The sequence below is a fragment of the Treponema vincentii genome, from assembly GCF_018336815.1.
In the GTDB taxonomy this organism is placed as follows: Bacteria; Spirochaetota; Spirochaetia; order Treponematales; family Treponemataceae; genus Treponema.
Genome location: NZ_CP050497.1, coordinates 989741 through 1013090, shown reverse-complemented (window position 1 = coordinate 1013090; position 23350 = coordinate 989741). Strand labels below are relative to the sequence as shown.

Genomic DNA, 23350 nt, shown 5'->3' with positions numbered 1-23350 from the left:
ACGTCAAGGAGCAAACTTGACAACAGGTGCTGCGAAGTTCTTGAGTTTTACGCTCAATTTGTGTTATTATTATAAAAAGTATAGCGAGATGAGTAAAACCGGGGGACGGTGTAGGGATTTATGGAAAGGAAAATTCAATATAAAGCTATCGATTTTTTCTGCGGCGGCGGAGGAATGACCTATGGTCTTCGGCAAGCAGGAATCGATGTTATTGCCGGTATTGATTTTGATAAAGATGCTAAAGCGACATATGAATACAATAACCCTCGCAGCACGTTCATTGAAGTCGACATAAAAGAATTGAAAAGCGAATATTTTGAACATACTTTTAAAATTAAAAGAAATGATGATGAATTGATTTTTGTCGGTTGCAGTCCTTGCCAATTTTACAGCATAATAAATTCCGATAAGACGAAATCCTTGAGATCGAAAGATTTATTATTGGATTTTGCTCGTTTTGTGGAGTATTATAAACCGGGATATGTACTGGTAGAAAATGTTCCTGGAATTATAACAAATAAAGAAAGCATATTACCGGACTTCCTTAATAAATTGAAAAATATAGGGTATGAGAAAGTTGTACATAAAGTTGTGGATATGAACTATTACGGAGTACCGCAACATAGAAGACGATTTTCACTTATTGCTACACGATTGAAAAATGCGAATATTCGATTGCCTAGTGCCGATACAACCGGAATAACACTTGATAAAGTTATCGGTGAAGCAAACGGATTTTCTAAAGTTAAAGCAGGGCATCGTGATAATACCGATTTTAATCATACGGTAGCAGGGTTAAGTGATAAAAGCTTAAGAAGATTGCAAAAAACCAAGCATAACGGAGGGAATAGGTTGGATTGGGCTCATGATGCCGATCTCCAGCTAAAATGTTTTGTAGGTAAGGATAACAACTTTAAAGATACATACGGACGTATGTGGTGGGACAAACCGGCTCCTACAATTACTACAAAGTTTTTTAGCATTTCGAACGGACGTTTCGGACATCCTGATGAAGATAGAGCCTTATCCGTAAGAGAGGGGGCTACGCTACAAACGTTTCCGAAAGACTATGTTTTTAAAACTTCCGGTATTACGGCAACAGCAAAATTAATAGGCAATGCGGTTCCGCCCGAATATGCAAGAAGATTGGGCGAAGTTGTTATAAATTCAATTCAAGGAAAAAAATGAAAGAAGTATTTTCGATAACCCCCAGGATTATTGCTCATTTTGGTGAAGATTTAATCAAGAATGAAAGTATTGCGCTTCTTGAACTGGTTAAAAATTCGTACGATGCATGTGCAAATACCTGTACTATAGATTTTAATACGGAAAATGAGGAATTGAAATCATTGATGATTACCGATGACGGCTTTGGCATGAATCTAAACACAATCAAAACCGTATGGCTTGTTATCGGAACGGATTTTAAGCATAAAAGATTGGAACCTAATTGTTGTGGAAGATTCCCTTTGGGAGAAAAGGGTATTGGTCGTCTCGGAATTCATAAATTAGGAAATAAAATCACACTGATTAGTAAAACGGAAAGCGCTAAAGAAGTGCATCTCAGCATTAATTGGATAACCCTAAATCAGGTAAAAAAAATAAACGATTTTACTATCGAAGTTGATGAAAATGAGATGCCTATTTATTTTAAAGACGGAAAAACCGGTACGCGAATTATAATCAATGACCTTAAAACAACTTGGGATAGACGGCAAATAAGAGAGGTTTATAGAAATCTAACATCTTTAAACAGTCCGTTTTCCGGAGCAAACGATTCGTTTAAAGTAAATATACGTAGTAACTCAAATCTTTTTTCCGGTCTTCCCTCTTTTGAGGACATCAAAGACAGCGGTCTGTATTTTGGGCATTGTGTAATGAAAGGGCGATTAATTGAGAACTTTCAATACGAATTTAAACCGTGGACTTCTTTATCCAAGGTTGATAAAGGACGTAATTTGACGAAGATGGATTTAATTGAAGAGGACCTTCATATTAAAGGCATCAAAGAAGTAATAAACGAAACAGGTAAAAAGAAAAATGTAGAATACTATATTGATTTAAACGATTTCGAAATCGGAGACATAGAGTTTGATGTCATCATTTATGAAATGGACGCTCAAATTTTCAACTTCGTCAATGCGGAAAAATCAAGTATAAAATCATATTTAAAAGAAAATGGAGGGGTTCGTGTTTATCGGGACGATGTTCGGGTTTACGACTATGGAGAAAGAGATAATGATTGGCTTGGAATAGATTTGAAACGTGTTCATAGGGTCGGTGGTAACGTGAGTAACAATATCATTTTAGGCTCCGTTAAGTTAAAGCGTTCGCAAAGTTTCGGACTCAAAGAAAAAACCAATAGAGAAGGGTTTATTGAAAACGATTCTTATATAGCATTAGTCGATGCGGTTGATTATGCTTTATCATTGATTGTTAGGGAACGTAATGTTGATAAAGCGATATTAACAACACTTTACAAAAAAGATAAAGTGATAGAACCTGTTCTTTCCGATTTAAATGATGTTATTGAATTGGTAGAAAACAAAGTTACGGAAAAAAGAGACTAAAGATGAAATCTTAAAGTATTTATATCGAATAAATGAACAATATAGAGAGGTCAAGGAAGTTCTTATAAAGAGTGCCAACGCCGGATTAAATTTAAGTGTTGTTATTCACGAAATTGAAAAACAGGTAGCGGCATTAATCGGATATGCGAATAGTGGAGAGACAGAGCATATTATTGCTATTTCACTTAATCTCGAAAAGATTGTTCGCGGATATTCGGCTATGATAAGAAAGTCTTCGATTGGAGAAACTAAATTATCATCGATTGTTTTGACAGCGTTAGACAATTATTCGTTCCGATTTTCCGACCATAAAATAGAAGTTTTTGATAACTGCAAAGAGAATTCATTAAAGGCGTATTTAGCAGAGGCTGAATCTATTTCGGCATTGACTAATTTATTGGATAATTCAATATTTTGGCTTAGTTATGCACGCAAAGGTAACAGAATGATTTCCCTATATATAACAGACCAAATAAAAGGATATAATTCGATTATCATTTCCGACAATGGACCGGGATTCAATATTCCGACGGATGTTGCCGTTCAACCGTTTATTACAGGTAAACCGCATAATATAGGCATGGGGCTAGGCTTACATATTGCTAACGAAATGATGAGAGCAATGAAAGGTCAACTATTATTTTTGGATGAAAATGATATTGAATTGCCGAAAGATGTTAAAAAAAATCAAATTAATAAAGCGATTATTGCACTTTGTTTTCCAAAAGAAAAAAAATAAAGGAACAACTATGATAACTGATTTTATTGATAGTGTTATAATTATTGATGACCAAGAAAAAGAAATAGAAGAACTTGCAAAACAATTGCAAGGCGAAGATATTTCAGTAAAAATACAGTTAATCGATCCTCAAGATAAGCAATTTAAGAATATAATACCTTTAAAAAAATACAGACAACTTATTTTTATGGACTTATCATTAGACGATAGTATCAATATAAAAAACAATATTTCCACGGAAATCAGACCGATACTGTTAAAAATTCTGCCTGCAACAAAAGGGTGTTACGGCTTAGTGGTTTGGTCTAAACATACGGAGGATATTTCAATATTAAAAGAAAAATTACTGGAGGATAAAGACAAATATTGCTTACCCATGTTTATCGTATCGTTTGATAAATCTAAATATTTGCAAAATGGGTACAATGGAATTTTGGAAGATTTGAAAAATATATTACAAAATGATAAGGCCGCATATTTTTTTGTAAATTGGATGAGTTCTGTTAAATCTGCTAGTGGTAAGGCAATATCAGATATATATTCTTTAGTTGCGGATTATGATAAACAAAAAACCGAATTGATGTATATCCTGTATAAAATGGCACTGAACCATACCGGAATACCGGATGATCAAGTAGTAGGATACGATTTAACAACCGATGCATATAAAGCATTTGATGAATTACTTTATTCTGATTTAACAAATCAGCAGTGTGAAAGTGATGTAAATATTTTCGATTCTATTCCTCAAAATCCATGGAGAAATAATTTACAAGAAGAACTATTTAATTATGCTAAATTAAATACCAAACAGTTTATAGATGGTATTAACATAAAACAAGATATTATCGTTCCAGGAAATATTTATAAAATTATAGAAAATAAGTCTGATTTTAAAATACAAAATCAACCAAAGAACTCAATATCTATTGGAATAGAATTGACACCGCCATGTGATTTTTCTCATAAAAAAATTAATTCAAAATTAGTTAGAGGTTTTATATATGATCTTTCAAGCAGCGATAATGATAAAATTTGGAAATTTATGAATATTACATTCAAAGGAGATAATAAATATCTTTTTTGGCCTATAGAAATAGATACCAAGCCTTGCGTGCTTTGTTTTGATTTCCGATATACTTTTATGTTTTCAGATGAAAATCTTAAAGATGATTCAAAATATAGAATTATATTTAGAGCAAAATCGAAATTATTTGCCGATATTTTACAAAAATATTCCTCCTATTCTGCTAGATTGGGAATTTCCAATATCATCCCGGAATTAAGTGACCCTTTAAAAAATAATAAAGAATAGAATATATGCCTGATATTTTTTCAAAATCAAAGAGATCGGATATTATGTCAAAAATATCGGGAAAGGAAACAAAACCTGAGATATTGGTACGTAAATATCTTTTTGCACATGGATTTCGTTATAGAAAGAATGTAAAAAAATTACCGGGAAAGCCGGATATAGTTTTGCCTAAATACAAAACTATAATATTTGTCAACGGCTGTTTTTGGCACGGACACGAAAATTGTAAAAAATCCGCATTACCGACAACTAATACGGAATTCTGGAAAGAAAAAATATCCGCTAATGTTATTCGCGATAAAAAAGTCTTTACTGAATTGCATAGCATGGGGTATAAAGTACTGATTATATGGCAGTGTGAATTAACCGTAAAAAAAAGAAAAATGACTTTGGACATACTTGTAAAAGAATTAAAATCATGCCACTAACCTTCGCTTCCAGTCTCGACTAGTAACAGATATCCGTTAAATCCATTGCCGGTTTATTTCCGTGCATCCTATCCCTTTTCCTTTGACAAAAACCGTAATTTGTGTATTATATATGTATGCCTAGCATACAATAAAGATGATACAAGGACGATGCATGAAATCCGCTTTGAAATATTATGCAAAACTCGATGCGCTATTGGACGCACATATTTTTTTCACGGCGCTTGAACTCGATATTTTTACGGCATTAGACAACGGTAAGACGGCGGAAGAGGCGGCCGCAGCACTATCGGTTGATACCGACAAATACGGCGGTCTTAATTTCGGCAGTACACAATCCATAAAAATATTGTTAGATGTGCTTACTGTACAAGGGCTTATAACCGTTGATGGAAACTGCTATCGTAATACCGATGAAACACAGCAGTTTTTATCCCGGTCGGGTGCCTCGTATATAGGCGATGTGCTGCTGTACCGAAAACGGTTATCGGATATATGCGATCGAACGGAAACCGTATCCGAAACTACAAGCGCTCAGCCCGTTTTTGATTTTGCCGAAATGGCACGGATTACCGCAAGGGAAATAGCCGTGTTAAGAAAAGAACCCTTGCTGATGCTGATTAAAAAACTTAACCTTACGCCGCAAAAGGTTCTTGATTTAGGCGGCGGTTCAGGATCACTGCTTATTGCGGTAGCAGAGACATATAAAAAATGTGAGGGCGTTCTTTTTGAACAAAAAGATGTTGCCTCTATTGCACAGGACTACATCGACACTTCCCCGGCAAAAAATCGTATTTCAATTATGGAAGGAAATTTTCTTTCTGATGATATCGGCGAAGATTACGACTTCATAATTGCTTCAGGTATTTTTCCGTTCGCACAAGCAATGCTCGAACCTCTTGTCAAAAAAATAAGTAATGTGCTGCAAAAAGATGGAGTATTATTGGTGTACGATACCGCTTTCGCAGCGGAAAAAGACAAACCGCGGTATGCAGCGCGATGGTTGAAGGGGAATCTCAAACGAGAAAATCAATTTCCGTCAAAAGAGATGATTATTGAAGCCTTGAGTTCCGTCAATTTGAAAGAAATAACGGCAGACTCCGACGGTTTATATCCGGTTATCATATTTCGGAAGGTGTGCGATGACAAATAAAAACACCGTAATTGAACGGTATATCGCGTTTGTAGAAAAAATTGCAAACGGAAAAAACAACACGCTCTCATTTGTCGGAAAGGATATGACATTCTACCGTGGTGAAATTCATATCATAAAAAAGATAGGAGATCATCCGGGGATATTTAGTTCGGAAATTGCCCGCGAGATGGGGATTACCCGTGCGGTTATTCACAAAACTTTACTGAAACTTGAGGAACGCGGGTTTGTAGAAAAAGAATCGGATACGGAAGATAAAAAAAGAAAAAAATTATTTTTAACAAAATGGGGACAAGCGGCATATACCGCACATGAGCAGTATCATCAAAGATGCGATAAATCTTTTTTTGACTTTATCGATTCGCTTAATGAACAAGAATGTGCTCTTATTGAATGCTTTTTAGAAAAAGCAAATGAGATGATAGAAAAACATTTTTAAAAAGTTTACAAAAGTTTTATTATTTTTGCAAATTAAACCTAAGGAATATCTCTAAAAACTGCGGCTTTTAGAGGTTCCCTATTATTATGGAGGAAAATATGAATAAAAAATTTATTTATGCGGTTTTGATTTCCGCATTGAGCTTCACCCTTTTTGCTGCAGGGCAAAAAGAATCGTACGATGCAGAAAAACCGGAGCGGAGCAAACAGCGAACTCGTATTGTCAATTTATCGCCGCCTATTTATTCGATGTTGCTGACTTTTCCGCATCTTGCAGATTCCGTTGTCGGTGTAAATCAGCGGACTTTTTCAACATCAAATCCGCAAGTATTGCAAATAGTAAGCCCCTGTGCAAAAAACATCGACACTTCGTTTGTCAATAATGATTTTACAATTAATGTTGAAAGTCTTGCAGCATTGCATCCTTCGCTGATTATCTATTACGGAGAGTTTGAGAAAAAGAATTTAGCAAATATCGACACGCCAATGCTGAATATGCACTTAAAAGGTATGAATCCGCAAACGCTAACGGAAAAATGGGAATCGCTGCTTGCAAATACTTTTCAGATAAAAAATCCCGAACGATTTAAAAAGCAGTGGCAGGAAACAAATACACTCACTGAAAAAATTCTGAATACAGGCGGACGTAAAAAAATTAAGAGCGCTCTTTATTTTCAGCTATCTTGGCGGAAAGATTACGGTAAGCGGAAAGAACAGTTATGGAGACGCATTCTTAAAAATGGCTGGCTTTGAAAACAGCGCTGCAGTGGAAGGCTTTGCAGACGGGGCTGGACAAGCGGCGGTTTCTATGGATGGTTTATTTTCAGCTGCTAAAATAGCGCAGCTGAAAAACACGGCGAGTTTGCTTACCGCAAACGTCGCTTATGGTATGTGCGCTTTTCGCGCACGAATGCAGCAGTCTTCAAAGTTGACACTTTGTTCAACTGTTGCATTGTAAGGAATAGATTCATGCGTGGAATCCCGATGTGATTTTTATCAATAATATGCGGATTGGAAAAAACGTAACTGCCGCTGCGCATATTTTGCAGAACAAAGTAGACGGCGCCGATTGGTCGTTTATTACTGCAGTAAAAGAAAAATGCGTATTCGATATTCCGCAAGAAACATACAGCTGGGGAATGCCATGCGCCGATTCTCCTTTAGTACCGCTTTGGATGCTTATGAAAGTGTATCCCGACCGTTATACTGAAACTGAATTTAAAGAAAAGGTCAAACGGTATTACAAGGAAATGTATGCCGCCGATTTACCGGATGCGGTTATCAGCGATATGCTTCAACCGATAGTAATACAATAAATGCACGGGTACGATTATGCGGCATATCGGAAAATACTTATTTCCGGTATAACGCTATTAGCGATCACTGCGATTGCATCCTGTTTTATCGGGCGGTTTTCGATTACGCCGTCCGATATTGTAAAGCTTGTTATACGGCAAACGGTTGCAAACGGCGACGTAAAGCAGCATATTTTATTTGATATCCGTCTTCCGCGTGTGATACTCTCGATTATGGTAGGCTCCGCTCTTGCATTAGCCGGCACGGCGATGCAAGGTATTTTGCAAAATCCGCTTGCAAGTCCCGATGTTTTGGGAACCGCTTCAGCTTCGGGCTTCGGCGCGGCGGTGGGGATTCTTTTTTTCGGTAATAATATCTTCGCAACGCTCATACTCTCTTTTACCGCAGGATTGCTCAGTATCTTTTTAGTGGTTGCGTTGTGCAGATTGAAAAAAGATTTTTCAGTTTTATCTATTGTTTTAAGCGGCATCATTATCTCATCGCTATTTGTTTCTATGCTTTCCATCCTAAAATTTGCAGCGGATCCAAACGATACTCTGCCCGCAATTACGTTTTGGCTTATGGGCAGTTTTGCTTCCTCCGGTACTGCGCACATTACTTTCATTCTGATTCCGTTCTTGGTGGGAACAGGTATGTTATATGTATTACGCTGGAAATTAAATATTTTATCGCTCGGAGATGACGAAGCAACAATTGCCGGTGTACATCCAAAACTGGTGAAAGGCATAACGCTCGGTGCTGCGACTATACTGATTGCTTCTGCCGTTACGGTAAGCGGTATGATCGGATGGATAGGCCTTGTGGTTCCCCATGCAACCAGAAAAATTATCGGCGCAAATCACGGATATGTGCTGCCGCTTTCAAGCGTATTCGGCGCTTTGTTCATGCTGTGTTCCGATACCGTTGCACGAACACTCGGGTTTTCGGAAATTCCTATTGGTATCATCACATCGCTTGCCGGAGCACCGCTTTTCGCCTTTCTTTTCTTGTTTAAGGATGACCCCATACATGAATAACATAGTCGCAGTGAAGTGTGCCTCTTTTGGATATAACCGTATGAAACCGATTTTGCACGATATTTCATTTACGGTGAATGAAGGCGAAATACTTGCCGTTATGGGATGCAACGGAATAGGGAAAACAACGTTGTTGAAATGCATCGCAGGCATATTCGAATGGACGGCAGGTTCTTCTTTTATTATGAACCGCCCCTCAAAAGAAGCGCATCGATTTTTGGCTTATGTGCCGCAGGCAAAAGCGCTGTCTTTCGCTTACACTGTGTTGGACTTTGTTTCATTCGGCAGGTGCGGTGTAAACCGATACTTTGCAGCGCCTTCAAAAAAAGATTATGAAATGAGCGAAAAAATTCTTGGCGATTTGCATATCAGTCATTTGAAAAACAAAAACTGTAACCGGTTAAGCGGAGGAGAAATGCAAATGGCATACATCGCAAAGGCATTGGTTTCTCAGCCGCGTCTTCTTATCCTCGATGAACCGGAATCAAACTTGGACTTTTATAATCAAGCGCAGCTTTTAAATATACTACAAACACTTTCAAAATCGAACCGTACCACCATCATCATTAATTCGCATTATATTCAAAATATTATCCGCATTGCAGATAAGGGATTATTACTTGCCGACCAAACCTATCTTTTCGGCGACATCCGTGAAGTCATCACACAAGAAAACGTGCAATCTTTTTTCAACGCAAATGTGGAAATTGTACAGGTTAATACGTCAACCGCCTTGTTGTTGAAAACATAATGGAATGAAGCATTTTAGTAGGTCAATTTAACATTCGCGAGCATTTATTCTGATTGAATCAACAACCCCGGCGCGAGCGTCGGGGTATGTTGTTCTCATAAGGTGGTTGTAGTCGGCTTTAATACCCTTCGTTACGACGCGAGCGTCGGGGTATTAAACCCTCCGCACGAATAAAATCCATCTAAATTCCCATAATTGTCAAGAAGAACACAATGTTAAAATACAAATTATCATGCTGTAAGGCATCCGTCTAGCATCCCTTCAACTTTTTCGCCGCCTCAATCATCTACTCTTCGGGTGGGTCTTTCCGGCGAACAAAATATTTTCCCAAATTATTTCGGGAAGCCGATGCACAGTATATCCGCAAGACCGCAGTGTAGCGTATCCAGATTGAAATATACCTCCCGCTCTTATGCTCCCAGCCAAAAGATATAGCAAAAAGACAATCCTTTGACATTTTGATAGCCGCCGCTAACTTATATAACTATGATAGCATAAAAGATTTTGGTATGTGGTAAAAGATTACTATGAAAGAAAACAAAACGGCCGTATTCGATGTGAGAACGCTTCTTTTGTTAGATATATTGATTATGATATTTATGCTTATTTCCGGAAAGCCGGAGGTAACGCTTAGCGCTTTTATGCTTGCTGCGGCAGTGCCGGTCATAACGGGATTATACGGCGTTCTGTTGTGTTATGCGCTTTTGTTTGCGGGACTGTTTGTCTATTATCAGTTCATCTTTCACAGCGCTATACAGGGGTTTCACTCCGCCGTTTTTTCCGTTATCGGTGTTTTCTCTTTTATTGTGCAGCGGATTATCCCTTTTATGCTGCTCGGAACGGTAATACAAAAGCAAAAAAATATTTCTGAGATCACCACAGCGCTTGAACGTATGCATCTTCCGAAGGGTATTATCCTCAGCATAGCGGTTATGTTCCGATATGTCCCGTCAATCAAAGACGATCTTTTCATTATCATCGATGCGATGAAGCTGAAAGGTTTGTATACGTCAAAACGAGCTGCCCTCATCCATCCGATAAGAACGATGGAATTTGTGCTTGTGCCGATGCTATTTAAAAGTCTCAAGACCGCGGAAGAACTTTCCTGCACAGCATTGGTTAAGGGAATTGAAAACACCGGTAAGAAAACATCGTATTTTGATGTCAGGCTTCGAGTCGCTGACGTTGTGTTTTTACTCACTGCAATCACGTTGTTGACGGCAAGTGCAAACATAAAGTTATTTTGAGAAAGAGTGCTCCGTATGATTAAACTGAACGATGTAAGCTATCAATATAACGGCGCGGTTGTGCAGGCGATTCAACACATATCCTTGTCCGTCAAAAAAAGGAGAGCTGGCGGTTATCACCGGAAAAAGCGGTTGCGGGAAGTCAACATTATTCCGCTGTATAAACGGACTGTGTCCGCGTTTTTATGAAGGAGAAATAAAGGGCTGTCTTACATTAAACGGCAACGCTGTTGCGGCTATGAGTATGTGCGCGCTCTCAAAAAGTGCGGCCTCCGTTTTTCAAAATCCTGAAAGTCAGTTTTTTACAACCGATGTGCTTTCCGACCTTGTGTATCCGTGCGAGAATTATGGCATACAAAAAGAAGAAATAGAGCGGCGGCACCGTGTTACAAAACTGTTATCTCTGGAACCGCTTTTGAACAGAAAGCTTTCGGAACTCTCCGGAGGTGAAAAACAAAAAATTGCAATCGCTTCGGTTTTAATGTTGGACACGCGCGTTGTACTGATGGACGAGCCGTCTTCCAATCTCGATTATCAATCCGTCGAATTGCTTACACAAATACTTGCACAGCTAAAATCAAAAGGCTACACGCTGCTCATCATTGAGCATCGGCTTCATTATTTGGCAGAACTCTGCGATCGCCTCATCATAATGGAAAACGGCAGCATCGTACGGGAATATAAAAAAGATGCATTACACAACGTAAGTAATGACGTATTCCACAAGCAACAGCTTCGCGCTTTGCATCTATTCGGCAATACGCTCACGGCCGTGCCTACTCCTCAACCTCAAACGAAAGGCGACCCGTTGGCGGCGCTTCACGATATTCATTTTGCCTATCACAAAAGCGTGAAGGTTTTGAAAGGAATTAATCTTTTAATCTACCCCGGAGATAAAATCGCTTTAATCGGTAAAAACGGCTGCGGAAAGACAACGCTGGGAAAAATCCTCTGCGGGTTACAAAAGGAACAACACGGCACGCTGCTATTTGACGGAGACATATTCCCGGTAAAGGCGCGCAGCAGGACGGCTGCGTACGTGATGCAAAATGTTGACTTTCAGCTTTTCGGGTGCAGCGTGTATGACGATTTACTGCTCGGCAACGAATCGATGCCCGATCGGGAAAATCGAATACAAAGTGTGCTTACAGCACTCGGCCTTTCGGCACTGCAAGCACAGCACCCGACTACATTGTCGATGGGACAAAAACAGCGGCTGGTGGTTGCCGCATCATTTTTGCAAAATAAGCGGCTTACTATTTTTGACGAACCGACCAGCGGACTGGACTACGGTAGTATGAAAAATGTCTGCACGCTTATCGATTCGATAACAGGGGATGCAAACGCCTCCATAATTATCACACATGATTATGAGTTCATTGTGAACGCCTGCAACAGAGCGGTTCTTTTGGAAGACGGACGGATAAAAGAAGATTTAACTTTGGTTGCTAAAATAGCGCAACCAAAGTTAAATGACGAGTTTGCTCATCGCAAACATCGCTTATTAAACGTATGCGCTGACGCGCATGAATGCAACGGTTTCAAAAATTCATATTTTGTTCAGCCGTTGCATTGTAAGGAAGATTTCCAATTGAACGGCACGATGCAGCTCGATCATATTTTTAAAGAGAGGTTATAAAGGTATGAACACAGAAAACAATCGCTGGAAAATCAGTCACTTTGTTTTAATCGGTTTAATGGCGGCGATTTATGCAGCTGTTATTTATGGCGTCGGAATGCTGACGTCCGTTACTATTCCTATTATGCACGTGTTTGCCCCCAGCATGACGGGTATTCTTATGGGGCCTATCATCCTATTTGTTGTAAAGACTGTCCGGCGGTTCGGAGCATTAACGCTGTTGGCAGGACTGGGTGTCGCGCTCTTTACGCTGACCGGAATGGGAAGTATTAACTGTTTAATTTTTGTCGTCATTATAGGCTTGATATCTGATGTGATTCGTGCGGAGGCTTTTATACCCCGGCGCTCTGCGCCGTAATAAAGGGTATAAAAACCGACTGCAACCACCTTATGAGAACAACAAGCCGATGCTCTGCATCGGGCTTGTTGATTATCGTAAAAACAGGGTTCAAAACACTTTCAATCGCCGCAGGGCACGGACTTACGCAGGCAGCATATTTTGGCGGAGGAGTGTTTCCTTTCATTTTCTTTTTAGAGCGGGAATTGGCGAAGTGGCAGGAAATGGGCATGAGCTTGGACGAGATACGTGAATATGTACAATACTTTACCGGTGCCTTTGCCGTCATCGGCATCGTATCCGCCATCGTCTTCGGTATCGCCGGCGTGTATATTGGCAAGCTCATCTTAAAACGGCATTTTAAAGATATGAAGTAAAAGATTGCCAACCATGCGATTTAAGGATTTTGTAAAAGAACATATTCCGGTTTATAGTGTTTCTGTGGTCTTGGCGATTGCTTCCGTGTTTTTCGGATTGTTGCCGTATTATGCGATGTTCCGGTTGCTGCTGCGTATTGTGCAGGGCTGCAATGGGCATCTCTAAAAACTCGATTGGCTTTTAGAGGTTTCCATAATGACGAGAACACTATGAGAATAATAGAAGATTATTGGAAAGATTGTTTATCCAGAGAGGGGATATTCGGTCTTTTAACTTTTTATACCATCCGTCCGTTATCGATTCGGATAACTCTATCCGCTTCTTTTATAGTAGACGGACGGTGCGCAATTGTGAGGATAGTTTTACCTCTGCGAATATTGTTCAACGCTTGCCGAAACAAGGCCTCGCTTTCGCTGTCCAAATTGGAAGACGCCTCGTCCATCAGTAAAATGGGAGATTTTTTCAAAACGGCGCGGGCAATGGCGATACGCTGTTTTTCCCCGCCTGAAAGCTGTACGCCGCGCTCGCCCGCATTTGTATCGTATCCGTGTTCCAGTTTTTCGATAAAGCCGTCCGCCATTGCAATCTGCGCTGCAGCTTTTATCTCTTCATCGGAAGCGCAGGGACAGGCGAGCGCAATATTTTCTTTAATGCTTTTATTAAAAAGATATACATCCTGCGGCACATACGCAATCATATCCCGCACGGATTTTTGATTCAATGCTTTGATATTTTTTCCGCCGATATATACCGCGCCGCTGTCGGGATCGTAAAAACGCATCAGTAGAGCCGCTATCGTCGATTTCCCCGCTCCCGACTCTCCGGTAATGGCAACGCTCTCTCCCGCCTGCACGAAAAAAAGAAATACCGTGCAGTACCTCCCGGTCTTTTTCATAAGAAAAACGCACATCCTTAAACTCGATACTGCCTGCAAGGTGCAGTTCGGATTGCGGAATATACGGTACGGTATCGGTAACAGACGGTGTTTCTTCAAGAATATTCAAAATCCGCTTTGCCGCTCCGTTGGAAATATTCATCGCTCCCGCCGTTACCGAAACACCCATCACCGGTATAAAAGCAAACAGCGAAAAAACAATCACGACGGAAACCGTTTCCGGCCGCAATGTTCCGGCAATAACTTCTGTATGGGCGAATAAAAGCGACGCAATCAATACAGCGGAGGTAATCAGATTGACGGTTAACCCCTGCATACCCTTAAATCGCCCATCCTTCCTTTCTTTTTTGTTCAACCTGAGCGTATCCCGTACGACCTTTTCGATATATTTTTTCTCTTTTCCAAAAATCAAAATTTCACGCAACCCTTGAACGGTATCCACCGCTTCCGCATGTACGGCCGCCGCGCCCTCCCGTATTTCCTCTCCCGTTTTTTTGGTAACACGGTTGAAAAAATACGGTACTGCTGCAACAAGGATACAAGCAGCGCACACGGCGGCGGCAATACGCAACGAGAGAAACGCAAGAGTCGTCAGATACAGTACGGTGCATACGGCAGCAACGATATACGCACCTGCGGTATGAGCGTAAAAGATTTCGGTTGCTTCCACATCCTCAACGATAGCAGCGGTTATGTTCCCCGACCGTGTTTTTGCCATCGATTGAGGCGCCGATGCCGAAACTGCATCGTATAAAAGCCCCCGTATTTTCTCTATAATTTTGTAAGCAACCAGATGACATTCGTACATTTCCAAAAAAGAAAAAAGCGCTTTTCCGCATATAAACCCTAAAAGAGGGATAAACAAATACAGCACGGTTTGAACACTCGCACGGGACAGTGCCGCCGAGGTAATATACGCTCCGGTTAATACCGTCAGCAGCGAAAAAACACTATTCAATATTCCATACAGCACTGAAATCATGAATTCTTTTTTATACTCTTTGATATATACGATCAATTTTAAAAGCGGTTTATATTTTTCGAACATTTCTTCGCTCCTTTCTACTGCTGTGCTTGTACCAGTTTTTTATAATAACCGTCTTTTCCAAACAGCTGATGATGAGTTCCTTCTTCGACAATCCGGCCATGCCGCAAAACCAAAATGCGGTCGCAATCTTCTATTGTATTTAAACGGTGGGCAATGGTAATACTCGTACGGTTTTTTAATAACACCGAAAGACTATGTTTGATCTCATTTTCGTTTTCGGTATCGACACCGGAGGTCGCTTCATCCAGTACGATAATCGGCGCATCTTTCAACACGGCACGTGCAATAGCAATACGCTGCCGCTGTCCTCCTGAAAAATTAAGCCCCCGTTCCCCGACACGCGTGTTATATTTTTCAGGCAGGCTTTGAATAAACGAATCGATATGCGCAATTTTGCATGCTTCGATTACCATACTGTCATCAGCCGTTTCGTTTGCATGCAGCAGATTTTCTTTTATCGTACCGTTGAACAAATATGTTTCCTGCGAAACAACGGAAATTAAACTGCGGAGCGATTTCAGCGTCAGATCCCGTATATCGATTCCGTTGATGGCGATACGTCCCGCCTGCGGATCATAAAAGCGGAGCAACAAATTGATAAGAGTTGTTTTTCCGCTTCCCGATTCTCCAGCGATTGCAAGCCGCTCGTTTTTTTTGACCGTAAAATTCATGTCTTCAAAAACGGGAGCTTCATTTTCGTTATACGAAAATAAGACATCCGTATACGCAATTTCAAAACCGCTCGGCATTTTTACATCGAGTGTTTTTGTCCCCGTATCGTGTATTTTTTCTTCTTCGTCGAGCAGTGCAAAAATACTGCCTGAAGAAGTAATGCCCATAAAGCCTTGATGAAAATACGCACTTAAATCGGCCGCAGGTCTGAACACTTCATTCGTCATAAAAAGCAGAACCAAAAGCGAAGAAAGCGGAATACTCCCTTTTACCGCCAGAAGAGCGGCAACCGCAAGGGTGAAACTGACGCCTGCGCCCGAAGCAAATCCGGCAATCCCCACTTCCGTTAAATTGACTTTGAGATTATTCATCGTTTCGGAAAAAAGCGTTTTCATTTTTCCTTTTAATACGCTGCCGATTCGTTCTTGCGCATTGTTTGCCTTTGCCGTTACAATTCCCTGTACACCGTCTAATATTTCTGCCGTCAGCTCCTGATACGCCGCCCAATGCGCATTGGAAGATTCCGACAATACTTTCCCGAATACGATCGGAGATATGAGTACGATAATCAATGCTACAGACGCAATAAGCCCGAGCACATAATGCACTGAAAAAAATATAGACAAGCATTGCAGAGCAAGCAATAAGGCATACCAGCACCTGCGGCAGATACAGCGTCAAATAACCTTCCAAATAATCGACACCGCTTACCATTGTCGAGCCCAATGTACCGGTACGCTCGTCATCCAAAAATGCGGGTCCCAGTTTTAGCAGCTTTGCATAAATGCGCCGTCTGAGTATATTTTTTACCGTGCCGATAATTTTTTTTCCATACACGGAATTTATATAGATTAATACAAGCCGCGTACCGATAATTGCTGCCAGATATGTTATATACGGTAGCAGTGCGGAAAATGCAGCCCGTTTATACAACAGCCCGACGATCGTGCCCAGCGTCGCCGCCTGCACAATATAGGTCGCAGAAATGGCAACCCCTATCAAGGCTTTGCATACAATACCGGTACGCACACTTTTCGTCAGTTCCATCACCCGTTTGTGAATCATCATAACTATTTTCTCCAAATCACAATAGGGAACCTCTAAAAACTTCCGTTAGATTTTTAGAGATGCCCAATAGAACTCTTTTTAGTTCAAATGTAAGTTTCTGCTTTTCAATAAAGCTGCCGTATACTCGTGTGCCGGATGAGCAAATACTTCTTTGCATACGCCCGATTCGACAATGCTGCCTGCCCGCATAACAATCAAATAATCACAGAAATATTCGATTATATTGAGATCATGCGAAATCAAAATTAACGTCAATTTATACTTTTCTTTTAGCTTTGAGAGTAGCGACAAGATTTGCGCCTGAACGGCAACATCAAGCATCGAAGTAGGTTCGTCAAGAATCAGAATTTCCGGTTTTATAATGACCGCTCTGATAATGCAAATACGCTGTAGCTGACCGCCTGAAAAACAATACGGAAGTCTGTCCAATTCGTCGTATGCAATTCCGGCATCTTTACATAACGACTCCAATTCCTTCAAAAACACCTGCTTTGAAGCAAAGCGTTCCTTATGGAGCGTATACATTTCTTCCAAACTGCGCTGTACCGTAAAATCCGGATCCAGCGCCGATTCGGGATTTTGCTGCACTGCTTGTACGGTGCGGAAAAATTCTTTTTTGCGGCCGTATGCACAAACCGGCCTACCGTGTATCAAAACGATTCCGCTATCGGGTTTTATCAAATTAAGAATACAGCGTGAAAGTGTCGTTTTGCCGCAGCCGCTTTCTCCGGTGATGCCGGTGACGGAAAAGGGTACAATACCGCAATCGATATTTTTTAAAATAGAAGCGGACGCCCCAAGTATTGTATTGCTGCGGAATGATTTTGAAAGAGCGCTGCATTGGAGAATATATTCCATACTATCGCCTTCACATAAGATTTTGCGGCATCGCTGCCATCAAAGAACGAAAATAAGAAGAGCGACGGTCTTTGAATACCGATTGCGTTTCTCCTTCTTCTACAATTGCCCCGTTATACATAAGCGCACAGCGGTGAGAAAGTTTATGCGCAAGTTCCAAATCATGCGTTATAAAAATAATTGCAATATGCTCCGTATCGTAAATCGACTTAATCAGCGCAGCGTATTCGTTCCGCAACATCATATCCATTCCGCGGGTCGGTTCGTCAAGAATCAGTACGGAAGGTTTACACGAAAGGCCGAGCGCAGTTAAAACGCGGTGCTGCATCCCGCCGCTTAATTGAAACGGATATAGATTTAATACATCCCGATTAAGCGACACACTTTTCAGTAATGCACAGGAACGGGAATATACTTCATCCGCCGTTTTGCAAATTTTATGAACCGTAATCGGTACGGCAAGTTGACTTTTAATCTTTAACAGCGGGTTTAAAGAGTCCGCAGAAATTTGCGGCACCAATGCTATTTCTTTTCCGCGAATGGTGTTATATTCCTTTTCCGTTAAACCGGAAATCGCTTTACCTTTATAAAAAAATGGTACCTTCGATTATTGCATTTGAAGGCAGCATCCCCAGAATGCTTGCTGCAAGAACAGACTTACCGCTGCCTGTTTCTCCCATAATCGCAAATATTTCATTTTTAACAGTTAAAGAAATATTTTTTATAATCCGTTTTTTTTCTTCTCCGACTACAAAATCGACTGTCAGCGCACGTATGCTTAAAACGGCATCCGTCATATCTTTCTCCTGACATCCCGTGCGTACTGCATAAAATTTTGAACGGCTTCGGATAAATCGGCAAAGATGAGGATAACAGAGAATTGAAATAATCCCGGACAAACCATCAGCCACGGCGCATAATTGATAAACCGAATGGATTCTTTTAACATCAAGCCTATTTCAGGATGAGGCGGCTGCACACCGAAACCCAAAAATGAATATGCGGAAATGCCGATAATGATGTGCCCCAAGATGAGCGGAAACGTCGGTAAGAGTAGCATAAACGCAGGCTTTAAAAGATGCCTCGTTACGATAAACAAATCGGAAGCGCCGATAATTTTTAATCCCGTAACAAAATCGCTGTGCTTCAGTATCATTATTTCGCTTCTGACTACCTTTATATTAAATATCATACCGAAAACAATCGATAAGACGATTAAAATAAAAACGGAATTTCCGAAAACAGCGGAAAAAAAGATAACGGCGGCAATCATTGGAAACGATAGAATGATATTGCAAAGATAATACAGTATTTCGTCGAACAGTCCGCCGTAATATCCTGCAAAAAGGCCGATTATCCCACCTAATAAAAAACTGAAAACCTGAGCAGTGAGTGCAATAAAAAAAGTGTATTTGAACCCTTGCAGCGTCCTTAAAAAAACATCCCGACCGAAATCATCCGTACCGAATAGATGCCGTATCGACGGCGGCAAAAATCTGTGTTCCAATGAGGCATGTATTTCCGGAGCAGCTGCAATATCGGATAATACCACTGCCGTAAGAACGGCAAAGCTCAATATCGAATAGACGATAATACGAACTTTGCAATTCTTTTTAGTTTTCATAAATACCTCGTCTGTCGATTATAAGATATACCATCTCTGCAAAGAAGTTTAAAAGATTGATAAAAAGTCCCAACAAAAAAAGTGTTCCTGCGATAACGGGGTAATCTTTTACATTGAGCGCTTCGGCAAGCATCAGCCCCAAACCGGGAATAGAAAAGATATTTTCGATTAAAATTGCTCCGCCGATAAATCCGCTAAAATCGATGCAGGCTACTGCAATTGCAGGGGCTGCGATATTTTTAAGCACGTGCCTTATAAAAATGATCTTTTGCGGAATGCCGAGCGCTCCCGCTAAGATGATAAACGACTTACTTAACACCGCTTGAGTTTTACTTTGAATAACGCAGGTTAAATTGGAAAACGACATAATGCCCAGTAAAAAAAGCAGGAACTATTAAACTTTTTATTCCGTGATAACCTATTGTAGGAATAACAGGAATATAATTCGCAATAAACCAAACCAAAATAACGGCAATCCAAAATGACGGTATCGACATACAAATGATACGCCACCGCTGCAAAAAGAAACGGCACAGTATATTTTCTTTTACCGATGCGAGCACTCCGATCGGAATACCCAATGCCGAATAAATCAGCAGGCTTAACAATGCGAGTTTAAAAGTAACCGAAAAACGTTTTATAAAAATGCCGGAAACCGGTTTGTTTGTCAAATACGATGTACCGAGATCTCCTTTTAATAAACTGCATAACCAATGCGCATACAGCCTGCCGAACGGTTTATTGAGTCCGAGCTTTTTGCCGTATACGTCTACTGTTTTGTCGCTTATAAAGCCCCGTGCATTTTTTGCATTCAGCAACAACTTTTCTGCGCTGCCGGGCGCAAAATAAATTACGGAAAAACTTAAAAAAGACAGCAACAGTACCGTCGGTATAATCATAATTAATTTTCTGATAAATACATGTAACGGACTCATAAAACATTTTTTTCCTTTTGTGAGCATCTTTCAAAAACTATAAGTCTATCGCTTATCCTGTAAGAAAGTAATCATCATATTCGCTAACACGGACATGCAAATCAGTGCTTTTAGAGATGCTCTTGCATTTTCCAATCGGCAGCGCTGCACCACTACCGTTTTTCGGTACGGAGTTTGACGCCGCTTAAATCGATGCGGTATACGTTCCCGTTAAACCGGAAGCCTTCAAAACGCGGATTAAAAATTGCCATGCGGGAACTGGTACATAACGGTAGGGTTACGCACTGCTCGTATTGTTCTTTCCATAATGCTCCCGCGTAGGTTTTAATTTGTTCTTCGGTTGCCGATTCGACCAAAGCGCGCGCCGCTTCCACAGACTTTGCATTAATGGCATAGCTTAATCCGTAGTCGGTATAATTATCATCAAATCCAAAATAGGTTACGGTACCGATGATCGGTTCATACCACGGATGAGAAACAGCCAAGTCATAATTGCCGGTTTTAAAATGCTCCCTCATTGATTCACCGGTAACCTGAATAATTTCGCAATCTATTCTGAGTTTATGCAATTCCGATTTTATAAAAACGGCCAAATCGCGTTGGTAATCTTCTTTTGAAGAAATTAAAAATTTTAACGAAACTTTTTTTCCGTCTTTTTCGAGTACACCGTCGTTATCGCTGTCCCGATAACCCGCTTCGGCAAGCAGCGCCTTTGAAAACTCCGGATTATAGGTATATGGTTTTTCGTTTTGAGGTCCATCGGTAAATGCAGGGTTAAATTGATGTCCCGATGCCTGAGGTATGCCAAAAAAAACGGTATCAACGAGCGCCTGTCGGTTTATTCCGTATTCCAGCGCTTCGCGCAACGCTTTATCGCTGCAAAAACCTTCTTTCCAATTAAAGCTGATAGTCATAAGTGAAGTAAAAGCGTCTTTCGGTTCTTCAAAAAAGCTCATCTTTTTTGCCTTTATTAAATCATCGATTAACGGATACTGTATCGAAAGATAATGCTCACTTATGCCAAGCACGTCGATTTGCCCTGACGAAAGAGCCGAATTCCGTGCATTGTCGTCGGTGATCACAAGCCACTCTACTTGCGGAATTGAAGGCGCTGCCGCTTTATTCCAGTAGTTCTCATTCTTTATCAAAGAAGCCGACTGACCTTCGTCGTATTCTTTCAAAATATATGCGCCGGTTCCGATAAAATCGGTAATGTTTAACGCCTCATCAACTCCGTTTTCTTTTATCGCCGTTACTAACGCAAGATCCTGCGGCAGAAAATAATACGGAGCAGTCAAGCTGATTTTTAAATGCGTCGTATCCGTTATGCTGACCTCTTTCAACAGGGATGAAAATACGCAGTACGTTATCGGCGCAACGTTTTCGATATCCCATTTTACGGTTTGCGCGGTAAGCGGAGTTCCATCGGAAAAAAGAATATCATCCCGTATGGTAAGATGGTATTCCGTTGCCGTATCGTTCCGCGTCCATTCGGTAATGATATTGGGAAGCGGTTTGTAATCGAGTGTCATTTGCAAAAGCGTATCAAATACCAACGTCGAGCCTTCAAGCGACCGTTTAAAATCCTTTATGGCGCCTATTTTCAGCACGGTCTGTTCCGTATCCGTGGGTGTTTCGCTTTTTACCGTACATGAGATTAGCAGCACAATTGAAAGAATCCCCAATAGCAAGCGTTTCATAGAAGTTATACCGTCCTTAAAACATATAAATAGAAGTTAGTTTCAACTTACTATACGCAAAATGATTTTTCTTTCCACTCCATTTTGAGCGAAAATACTCCATTTTGATATTTTTTTTGAAAAATACTTTTGAAGATTCTATGAATTTTTATCGTTTTTAGCAGGGTTCGTAAGGGTGTTTCTGTACTGCAGCGGTGTTTGCCCGTATATCGACTTAAAGGCATCGGAGAATTTACTCGCATTTGCATAACCCAAATCAGCCGCTATCTCCGCTATTTTTTTGTTTGTAGAAGAAATATAAAACGCTCCCGTTTTTAGTTTATATTTTTTTAGATAGGAATACGGACTGTCGCCGTATATTTGTCTGAACAATTTTTGAAAAATTGTGTAACTTATCCCTTCCGTTTTTACAAGCTGTTGAAATGAAATATTCTTATCAAGGTTATCGGCAATAAAGGCATGAATTTTTTTTACCTTATTGATATTATAGCCTGAAAAAAATTCTTCTGTCCGGTATGCCGATAGACCAAGCCTGTTCAAATAATGAAGAATTTCAAGTATTTTAATTTGAAAATAAATATGATCGTGCATATCCGTGTTTACATATAACGCATCTAAAATTTTTGTAATTTCCGATTCCGGTTTCAGTTTATACCATCCGTTTTTTAAATCCAATTTTGCACAAATCTTATTAATATCGATATCAAAGATTTCCGTTACGGCGGCAAATTTTTCATCCAGTTCATCGAGAAAAAATAAAATGCTTACTCCTTTGTAAATTCTCAGTGGAAAATATGTTTTTAACAGTGCAAGTTTTTCGTAATTAATTGCCGCTTCTTTTTCGCCTAAATATGAAAAAGATTTATTTTCAAATTCACCTTCCAAAATACCTTGTTTGCAATAATCGATTCTAAATACATTACGCGGTTTTCCGCGAAGAAAATATACTTCATCGGTCTCGGTATCATAAAATTCAAGATTAACGCCCTTATACAATTGTATCACGGCTGTTTTATATTCGGCAGTTTTATTCATTTATTTTCCTCATGCTTCAAACCACATTTTTTCATTCTGAAATGCTTACGTTATTTATGCGGAGGTTTTCATACCCGCCGTTCCTTTTAGAAGCACTGACATTCTGTCAGAGTAGGAATGTCGTGGCAGAGCTACAACTTGCAGTCAAAACTATACACGGATGTATAGTTTTGCCGAACGCTCTGCG

General features: G+C 40.2%; 27 protein-coding genes and 3 pseudogenes. 18 read left to right on the top strand and 12 right to left on the bottom strand.

Features of this window, described 5'->3' with window-relative positions; genetic code table 11:
* Positions 1–120: 120 nt before the first annotated feature.
* From GWP40_RS04610 to GWP40_RS04530, 18 genes and pseudogenes are all read left to right on the top strand, one after another.
* A complete protein-coding gene (locus GWP40_RS04610) occupies positions 121–1188 on the top strand; it encodes a DNA cytosine methyltransferase (RefSeq protein WP_212566246.1) in 1068 nt (355 codons plus the stop codon).
* Positions 1185–2570, top strand: coding sequence for an ATP-binding protein (locus GWP40_RS04605; RefSeq protein ID WP_212566245.1), 1386 nt, complete (start codon positions 1185–1187; stop codon positions 2568–2570). Before GWP40_RS04610 ends, GWP40_RS04605 begins: the two co-directional genes overlap by 4 nt.
* Positions 2571–2790: 220 nt before the next feature.
* Entirely contained in the window at positions 2791–3309 is a 519-nt protein-coding gene (locus GWP40_RS04600; RefSeq protein WP_212566244.1) for a sensor histidine kinase, read from the top strand.
* 10 nt (positions 3310–3319) lie between these two features.
* Complete coding sequence (locus tag GWP40_RS04595; protein WP_212566243.1) at positions 3320–4624, top strand: hypothetical protein; 1305 nt, start codon at positions 3320–3322, stop codon at positions 4622–4624.
* A 5-nt stretch (positions 4625–4629) separates the two neighbouring features.
* Positions 4630–5052 (top strand): very short patch repair endonuclease, encoded by a 423-nt coding sequence (locus GWP40_RS04590; protein WP_212566242.1) that lies wholly within the window; start codon positions 4630–4632, stop codon positions 5050–5052.
* 154 nt (positions 5053–5206) lie between these two features.
* Entirely contained in the window at positions 5207–6205 is a 999-nt protein-coding gene (locus GWP40_RS04585; protein ID WP_212566241.1) for a class I SAM-dependent methyltransferase, read from the top strand.
* Positions 6195–6644: a MarR family winged helix-turn-helix transcriptional regulator gene (locus GWP40_RS04580; RefSeq protein WP_212566240.1), complete on the top strand. Its 450-nt coding sequence runs from the start codon at positions 6195–6197 to the stop codon at positions 6642–6644. The genes GWP40_RS04585 and GWP40_RS04580 overlap by 11 nt, the downstream gene beginning before the upstream one ends.
* A gap of 98 nt (positions 6645–6742) precedes the next feature.
* The gene (locus tag GWP40_RS04575; RefSeq protein WP_212566239.1) at positions 6743–7396 is read left to right on the top strand and encodes a substrate-binding domain-containing protein; all 654 of its coding nucleotides are present in this window, start codon (positions 6743–6745) and stop codon (positions 7394–7396) included.
* Positions 7383–7601 carry a hypothetical protein gene (locus GWP40_RS04570; RefSeq protein ID WP_212566238.1) on the top strand — a complete coding sequence of 73 codons (219 nt, stop codon included), beginning with the start codon at positions 7383–7385 and terminating at the stop codon, positions 7599–7601. The genes GWP40_RS04575 and GWP40_RS04570 overlap by 14 nt, the downstream gene beginning before the upstream one ends.
* A 28-nt stretch (positions 7602–7629) precedes the next feature.
* Complete coding sequence (locus GWP40_RS04565; protein WP_212566237.1) at positions 7630–7959, top strand: TroA family protein; 330 nt, start codon at positions 7630–7632, stop codon at positions 7957–7959.
* On the top strand, positions 7960–8976 hold the full coding sequence (locus tag GWP40_RS04560; RefSeq protein WP_212566236.1) for a FecCD family ABC transporter permease: 1017 nt from the start codon (positions 7960–7962) through the stop codon (positions 8974–8976).
* A gap of 40 nt (positions 8977–9016) precedes the next feature.
* Complete coding sequence (locus tag GWP40_RS04555; protein ID WP_212566235.1) at positions 9017–9727, top strand: ABC transporter ATP-binding protein; 711 nt, start codon at positions 9017–9019, stop codon at positions 9725–9727.
* A gap of 527 nt (positions 9728–10254) precedes the next feature.
* Positions 10255–10974 (top strand): energy-coupling factor transporter transmembrane component T, encoded by a 720-nt coding sequence (locus tag GWP40_RS04550; RefSeq protein WP_212566234.1) that lies wholly within the window; start codon positions 10255–10257, stop codon positions 10972–10974.
* 15 nt (positions 10975–10989) lie between these two features.
* Positions 10990–11163 (top strand): hypothetical protein, encoded by a 174-nt coding sequence (locus GWP40_RS12695; protein WP_230974683.1) that lies wholly within the window; start codon positions 10990–10992, stop codon positions 11161–11163.
* Positions 11081–12613, top strand: a complete 1533-nt coding sequence (locus GWP40_RS04545) for an ABC transporter ATP-binding protein (RefSeq protein ID WP_230974660.1) — start codon at positions 11081–11083, stop codon at positions 12611–12613. Before GWP40_RS12695 ends, GWP40_RS04545 begins: the two co-directional genes overlap by 83 nt.
* A gap of 4 nt (positions 12614–12617) precedes the next feature.
* Positions 12618–12929: pseudogene (locus GWP40_RS04540) on the top strand (MptD family putative ECF transporter S component); the annotation flags it as partial.
* A gap of 113 nt (positions 12930–13042) precedes the next feature.
* Positions 13043–13327 (top strand): annotated as a pseudogene (locus tag GWP40_RS04535) (MptD family putative ECF transporter S component); the annotation flags it as partial.
* 13 nt (positions 13328–13340) lie between these two features.
* A complete protein-coding gene (locus GWP40_RS04530) occupies positions 13341–13493 on the top strand; it encodes a hypothetical protein (protein ID WP_212566233.1) in 153 nt (50 codons plus the stop codon).
* A gap of 112 nt (positions 13494–13605) precedes the next feature.
* Here the strand turns inward: GWP40_RS04530 and GWP40_RS12690 are convergent, their stop codons facing one another.
* From GWP40_RS12690 to GWP40_RS04480, 12 genes and pseudogenes are all read right to left on the bottom strand, one after another.
* Positions 13606–14223, bottom strand: coding sequence for an ABC transporter ATP-binding protein (locus GWP40_RS12690; RefSeq protein WP_230974603.1), 618 nt, complete (start codon positions 14221–14223; stop codon positions 13606–13608).
* Positions 14224–14464: 241 nt separating this feature from the next.
* Positions 14465–15205: pseudogene (locus tag GWP40_RS12685) on the bottom strand (ABC transporter transmembrane domain-containing protein); the annotation flags it as partial.
* A gap of 80 nt (positions 15206–15285) precedes the next feature.
* Complete coding sequence (locus GWP40_RS12680) at positions 15286–15942, bottom strand: ABC transporter ATP-binding protein (RefSeq protein ID WP_230974659.1); 657 nt, start codon at positions 15940–15942, stop codon at positions 15286–15288.
* 364 nt (positions 15943–16306) lie between these two features.
* On the bottom strand, positions 16307–17011 hold the full coding sequence (locus GWP40_RS12675; RefSeq protein WP_230974602.1) for an ABC transporter transmembrane domain-containing protein: 705 nt from the start codon (positions 17009–17011) through the stop codon (positions 16307–16309).
* Positions 17012–17089: 78 nt separating this feature from the next.
* Entirely contained in the window at positions 17090–17869 is a 780-nt protein-coding gene (locus tag GWP40_RS04515) for an ABC transporter ATP-binding protein (protein ID WP_212566232.1), read from the bottom strand.
* Between the two features lie 10 nt (positions 17870–17879).
* Positions 17880–18410 carry an ATP-binding cassette domain-containing protein gene (locus tag GWP40_RS04510; RefSeq protein WP_269140258.1) on the bottom strand — a complete coding sequence of 177 codons (531 nt, stop codon included), beginning with the start codon at positions 18408–18410 and terminating at the stop codon, positions 17880–17882.
* A 43-nt stretch (positions 18411–18453) separates the two neighbouring features.
* Positions 18454–18666 carry an ATP-binding cassette domain-containing protein gene (locus GWP40_RS13245; protein WP_212566230.1) on the bottom strand — a complete coding sequence of 71 codons (213 nt, stop codon included), beginning with the start codon at positions 18664–18666 and terminating at the stop codon, positions 18454–18456.
* The gene (locus GWP40_RS04500) at positions 18663–19493 is read right to left on the bottom strand and encodes an ABC transporter permease (RefSeq protein WP_162662509.1); all 831 of its coding nucleotides are present in this window, start codon (positions 19491–19493) and stop codon (positions 18663–18665) included. Before GWP40_RS04500 ends, GWP40_RS13245 begins: the two co-directional genes overlap by 4 nt.
* A complete protein-coding gene (locus tag GWP40_RS04495; RefSeq protein ID WP_212566229.1) occupies positions 19483–19860 on the bottom strand; it encodes an ABC transporter permease subunit in 378 nt (125 codons plus the stop codon). Before GWP40_RS04495 ends, GWP40_RS04500 begins: the two co-directional genes overlap by 11 nt.
* A complete protein-coding gene (locus tag GWP40_RS04490; protein ID WP_212566228.1) occupies positions 19823–20428 on the bottom strand; it encodes an ABC transporter permease family protein in 606 nt (201 codons plus the stop codon). The genes GWP40_RS04495 and GWP40_RS04490 overlap by 38 nt, the downstream gene beginning before the upstream one ends.
* Before the next feature lie 152 nt (positions 20429–20580).
* Positions 20581–22128, bottom strand: coding sequence for an ABC transporter substrate-binding protein (locus GWP40_RS04485; RefSeq protein ID WP_212566227.1), 1548 nt, complete (start codon positions 22126–22128; stop codon positions 20581–20583).
* A gap of 138 nt (positions 22129–22266) precedes the next feature.
* Positions 22267–23163, bottom strand: a complete 897-nt coding sequence (locus tag GWP40_RS04480; RefSeq protein WP_212566226.1) for a helix-turn-helix transcriptional regulator — start codon at positions 23161–23163, stop codon at positions 22267–22269.
* Between the last annotated feature and the right edge of the window lie 187 nt (positions 23164–23350).

What these genes read in the sequence shown, in the direction of transcription:
- GWP40_RS04595 (WP_212566243.1), top strand. Translation starts at nt 3,320, where the DNA reads ATGATAACTGATTTTATTGATAGTGTTATAATTATTGATGACCAAGAA.
- GWP40_RS04495 (WP_212566229.1), bottom strand. Translation starts at nt 19,860, where the DNA reads ATGTCGTTTTCCAATTTAACCTGCGTTATTCAAAGTAAAACTCAAGCG.
- GWP40_RS04575 (WP_212566239.1), top strand. Translation starts at nt 6,743, where the DNA reads ATGAATAAAAAATTTATTTATGCGGTTTTGATTTCCGCATTGAGCTTC.
- GWP40_RS04600 (WP_212566244.1), top strand. Translation starts at nt 2,791, where the DNA reads ATGATAAGAAAGTCTTCGATTGGAGAAACTAAATTATCATCGATTGTT.
- GWP40_RS04585 (WP_212566241.1), top strand. Translation starts at nt 5,207, where the DNA reads ATGAAATCCGCTTTGAAATATTATGCAAAACTCGATGCGCTATTGGAC.
- GWP40_RS04560 (WP_212566236.1), top strand. Translation starts at nt 7,960, where the DNA reads ATGCACGGGTACGATTATGCGGCATATCGGAAAATACTTATTTCCGGT.
- GWP40_RS04605 (WP_212566245.1), top strand. Translation starts at nt 1,185, where the DNA reads ATGAAAGAAGTATTTTCGATAACCCCCAGGATTATTGCTCATTTTGGT.
- GWP40_RS12680 (WP_230974659.1), bottom strand. Translation starts at nt 15,942, where the DNA reads ATGAATTTTACGGTCAAAAAAAACGAGCGGCTTGCAATCGCTGGAGAA.
- GWP40_RS04580 (WP_212566240.1), top strand. Translation starts at nt 6,195, where the DNA reads ATGACAAATAAAAACACCGTAATTGAACGGTATATCGCGTTTGTAGAA.
- GWP40_RS04480 (WP_212566226.1), bottom strand. Translation starts at nt 23,163, where the DNA reads ATGAATAAAACTGCCGAATATAAAACAGCCGTGATACAATTGTATAAG.
- GWP40_RS04530 (WP_212566233.1), top strand. Translation starts at nt 13,341, where the DNA reads ATGCGATTTAAGGATTTTGTAAAAGAACATATTCCGGTTTATAGTGTT.
- GWP40_RS04485 (WP_212566227.1), bottom strand. Translation starts at nt 22,128, where the DNA reads ATGAAACGCTTGCTATTGGGGATTCTTTCAATTGTGCTGCTAATCTCA.
- GWP40_RS12675 (WP_230974602.1), bottom strand. Translation starts at nt 17,011, where the DNA reads ATGATGATTCACAAACGGGTGATGGAACTGACGAAAAGTGTGCGTACC.
- GWP40_RS04550 (WP_212566234.1), top strand. Translation starts at nt 10,255, where the DNA reads ATGAAAGAAAACAAAACGGCCGTATTCGATGTGAGAACGCTTCTTTTG.
- GWP40_RS04500 (WP_162662509.1), bottom strand. Translation starts at nt 19,493, where the DNA reads ATGAAAACTAAAAAGAATTGCAAAGTTCGTATTATCGTCTATTCGATA.
- GWP40_RS04515 (WP_212566232.1), bottom strand. Translation starts at nt 17,869, where the DNA reads ATGGAATATATTCTCCAATGCAGCGCTCTTTCAAAATCATTCCGCAGC.
- GWP40_RS12690 (WP_230974603.1), bottom strand. Translation starts at nt 14,223, where the DNA reads ATGAAAAAGACCGGGAGGTACTGCACGGTATTTCTTTTTTTCGTGCAG.
- GWP40_RS04490 (WP_212566228.1), bottom strand. Translation starts at nt 20,428, where the DNA reads ATGAGTCCGTTACATGTATTTATCAGAAAATTAATTATGATTATACCG.
- GWP40_RS12695 (WP_230974683.1), top strand. Translation starts at nt 10,990, where the DNA reads ATGATTAAACTGAACGATGTAAGCTATCAATATAACGGCGCGGTTGTG.
- GWP40_RS04610 (WP_212566246.1), top strand. Translation starts at nt 121, where the DNA reads ATGGAAAGGAAAATTCAATATAAAGCTATCGATTTTTTCTGCGGCGGC.
- GWP40_RS04590 (WP_212566242.1), top strand. Translation starts at nt 4,630, where the DNA reads ATGCCTGATATTTTTTCAAAATCAAAGAGATCGGATATTATGTCAAAA.
- GWP40_RS04570 (WP_212566238.1), top strand. Translation starts at nt 7,383, where the DNA reads ATGGCTGGCTTTGAAAACAGCGCTGCAGTGGAAGGCTTTGCAGACGGG.
- GWP40_RS04555 (WP_212566235.1), top strand. Translation starts at nt 9,017, where the DNA reads ATGAAACCGATTTTGCACGATATTTCATTTACGGTGAATGAAGGCGAA.
- GWP40_RS13245 (WP_212566230.1), bottom strand. Translation starts at nt 18,666, where the DNA reads ATGACGGATGCCGTTTTAAGCATACGTGCGCTGACAGTCGATTTTGTA.